Annotated in this window: 3 protein-coding genes; all 3 read left to right on the top strand. The window is 62.3% G+C overall.

Annotated features, from left to right (window positions below):
* A partial coding sequence (locus tag ABYA88_RS15710) for an L-lactate permease (RefSeq protein ID WP_373188330.1) occupies positions 1-1,298 on the top strand: 1,298 nt, incomplete at its 5' end.
* Positions 1,299-1,381: 83 nt separating this feature from the next.
* On the top strand, positions 1,382-2,527 hold the full coding sequence (lldD, locus tag ABYA88_RS15705) for an FMN-dependent L-lactate dehydrogenase LldD (RefSeq protein ID WP_373188329.1): 1,146 nt from the start codon (positions 1,382-1,384) through the stop codon (positions 2,525-2,527).
* Positions 2,528-2,558: 31 nt separating this feature from the next.
* The coding region (locus tag ABYA88_RS15700; protein ID WP_373188328.1) for an FAD-binding oxidoreductase at positions 2,559-3,689 on the top strand (1,131 nt) is incomplete at its 3' end.

The raw sequence follows: 3,689 nt of genomic DNA, 5'->3' as shown, positions 1-3,689 counted from the left end.
TGCTAGTGGCGATCGGCTTTCCCGCAATGGCGGCCGTGCTGATGGGTATGATGGTGCAGAGTACGCCGGTGTCCTTTGGCGCAGTGGGCACGCCTATTGTGGTGGGCGTGAGTACAGGCCTGGATTCAACGGTCATTGGCACCCAGCTGCTGGAACAGGGTTCTTCCTGGGCGCAGTTCATGCAACTGATCACCAGCGAAGTCGCCATCATCCATGCGATCGTCGGTACCGCGATGCCGCTGATTATGGTGCTCATGCTGACGCGTTTCTTTGGCACCGAAAAAAGCTGGAAGGCTGGCTTCGAGGTATTACCTTTTGCCCTGTTCGCGGGCCTGGCCTTTACTCTGCCCTATGCTGCCACAGGCATCTTTCTCGGCCCCGAGTTTCCGTCGCTCGGTGGTGGCCTGATCGGACTGGCGATTGTTACCACGGCCGCGCGCAAGGGTTTTCTGTTGCCCAGGACAACCTGGGACTTCGCCCCCGCGAAGGACTGGCCCAGTGAATGGCTGGGGTCGGTGGAAATGAAGCTGGACCAACTGACGGCCAAGTCGATGAGCAGCCTGCGCGCCTGGTTGCCCTATGTGCTGGTGGGTCTGCTACTGGTGATTAGTCGCGTGGTGCCGGAGGTAAGCGCTGCGCTGAAGGCAGTGATGGTCAATTTCCCCGACCTGCTGGGCGAGACCGGTGTAAGCGCCAACTTTATGCCCTTGTACCTGCCCGGTGGCATTCTGGTTACGGTAGTCATCGCCACCTTTTTCCTGCATGGCATGAAACCGCGTGAACTGGGCGCGGCCGTGAAGGAGTCCTCGGGCGTGCTGCTAAGCGCCGGTTTCGTTCTGCTGTTCACTGTGCCCATGGTGCGCATTCTGATCAACTCCGGAGTCAATGACGCAGAGCTCGCGAGCATGCCGATTCTAATGGCGCTGTGGGTCGCAGAAAGCGTCGGTAGTATCTATCCGTTGCTGGCGCCAAGCATCGGTGCGCTGGGCGCATTTATCGCCGGTTCGAACACGGTCAGCAACATGATGTTCAGCCAATTCCAGTTCGGTGTGGCCGACAACCTGGGCATTTCCACTGCACTGATTGTGGCTGCTCAGGCCGTCGGCGCTGCCGCGGGCAACATGGTGGCAATACATAACGTGGTCGCCGCCTCGGCTACCGTCGGCCTGCTCGGTCGCGAAGGCAGCATCCTGCGCAAGACGGTGTGGCCGACGCTGTACTATGTGTTGTTTACCGGCTTGATCGTGCTGTTCGCCGTTTACGTCCTTGGCGTAAGTGACCCCCTGATGGCCGGCTGACCGATGCGCGCTCCGCTACCCTCGGAGTGCGTACCGGCGCGTGGCGGTCTCCAGAACCTTTTTCTTGTTGCAGAGTGAAGTTCATGATCATCTCAGCCTCTACCGATTACCGCGCGGCGGCGCAACGCAAGCTGCCACCGTTTCTGTTCCACTACATCGATGGTGGCTCCTACGCCGAGCACACCCTCAGGCGTAACGTCGAGGATCTGGCCGGTATCGCCTTGCGCCAGCGCGTGCTGCGCAACATGTCGGAGCTGAGTCTGGAAACCCGGCTGTTCAACGAAACCCTGTCGATGCCGGTGGCGTTGGCGCCGGTCGGACTGACCGGGATGTATGCCCGGCGCGGCGAAGTTCAGGCGGCCAAGGCGGCGGCGGCCAAGGGTATTCCCTTTACGCTGTCGACCGTATCAGTGTGCCCGATCGAGGAAGTCGCCCCGGCCATCGAGCGGCCCATGTGGTTCCAGCTGTATGTGCTCAAGGACCGTGGCTTCATGAAGAATGCCCTGGAGCGCGCCAAGGCGGCCGGCGTCACCACACTGGTGTTTACCGTCGACATGCCGGTACCCGGTGCGCGCTACCGTGATGCGCATTCCGGCATGAGCGGCCCGCATGCGCCGATGCGGCGGATGCTGCAGGCCGCGACACACCCGGCCTGGGCCTGGGACGTGGGTTTACTGGGCCGGCCCCATGACCTGGGCAACATATCAACCTATCGCGGCAACCCCACCGGCCTGGCGGACTACATTGGCTGGCTGGGGGAGAATTTCGACCCCTCGATTTCCTGGAAGGATCTGGAGTGGATCCGCGAATTCTGGGATGGCCCGATGGTGATCAAGGGTATTCTCGATCCTGAAGATGCCCGCGATGCGGTGCGTTTCGGCGCCGACGGTATCGTCGTCTCCAACCACGGCGGCCGACAGCTGGATGGCGCCCTGTCGAGCGCCCGCGCGCTGCCCTCTATCGCCGATGCGGTAAAGGGCGATCTGACGATACTCGCCGACTCCGGCGTGCGTACCGGTCTTGACGTAGTGCGCATGCTGGCGCTGGGTGCCGACACCGTGATGCTCGGGCGTGCCTACATCTATGCCCTCGCCGCCGCCGGTGGCGCTGGCGTGAGCAACCTGCTGGAGCTGATCGACAAGGAAATGCGCGTAGCCATGGTGCTGACCGGCGCCAAAAGCATCAGCGAGATCAGCGCCGATTCCCTGGTGCGCGAGCTGGGCCACTGAGCTGAATGAGTCGATGACAACTGGAGCTACCATGAACAACTCCCGTCTGCCCGCTGCCTTTCTGACCGCCGTCGAGCACGTTATTCCGCGGGAGCGCCGGTTCGACGACCCTCTTTCGACGCTGGCCTTCGGCACCGATGCCAGCTTCTACCGGCTTATTCCCAAGCTGGTGGTGCGCGTCGAGGCGGAGGCGGAAGTGGTGCAACTACTTGAGCTGGCAGGCGCCCATCGGGTACCGGTAACCTTCCGCGCTGCCGGCACCAGCTTGTCGGGCCAGGCGATCTCGGATTCACTGCTGATCGTGCTGGGCGAGCACTGGAACGGACGCGAGGTGCGCGACCAGGGTCGGCAGATCCGCTTGCAGCCGGGGGTGATCGGTGCCCAGGCCAACACCGCGCTCGCGCCATTTCTGCGCAAGATCGGCCCTGATCCGGCATCGATCAACGCGTGCAAGATTGGCGGTATTGTTGCCAACAATGCCAGCGGCATGTGTTGCGGCACAGCGCAAAATACCTATCACACGCTGGCAGGTATCCGCCTGGTGCTGGCCGATGGCAGTGTGCTGGACAGCGAAGATCCGCAGAGCGTCGCCGCCTTCGAAACCAGTCACGCCGAGCTGCTCGAACAACTGGCGGAACTGGGTCGCCAGACCCGCGCCAACACCGCCCTGGCCGAGCGGATACGCCACAAGTATCGCCTGAAGAACACCACCGGACTGTCGCTGAACGCGCTGGTCGACTTCGACCAGCCCCTGGATATTCTCAGCCACCTGATGGTCGGCTCGGAGGGCACCCTGGGCTTTATCAGTTCGGTCACCTACAACACCGTGCCGGACTACCCGCACAAGGCCAGCGCCTTACTAATCTTCCCCGATGTACAAAGCTGCTGCCGGGCCGTGACCGAGCTCAAGCCGCAACCGGTATCAGCCGTGGAACTATTGGACCGGCGCAGCCTGCGTTCGGTGGAAAACCAGCCAGGCATGCCCGTCTGGGTCAAGGACCTGTCGGCCGGTGCCTGTGCGTTGCTGATCGAATCCCGCGCTGCCAGCCAGTCCCTGCTGCATGAACAGCTGGCGCTGATCATGGCGTCGATTGCCGATTTCACGCTGGAAAAGTGCGTCGACTTCAGCGAGGATCCGGCCGTCTACAACCAGCTGTGGAAG

The organism is Halopseudomonas sp. (genome assembly GCF_041579695.1).
GTDB lineage: Bacteria > Pseudomonadota > Gammaproteobacteria > Pseudomonadales > Pseudomonadaceae > Halopseudomonas.
Note: the sequence above shows the minus strand (reverse complement) of the source record. Positions and strands in the feature narration are given on the sequence as shown.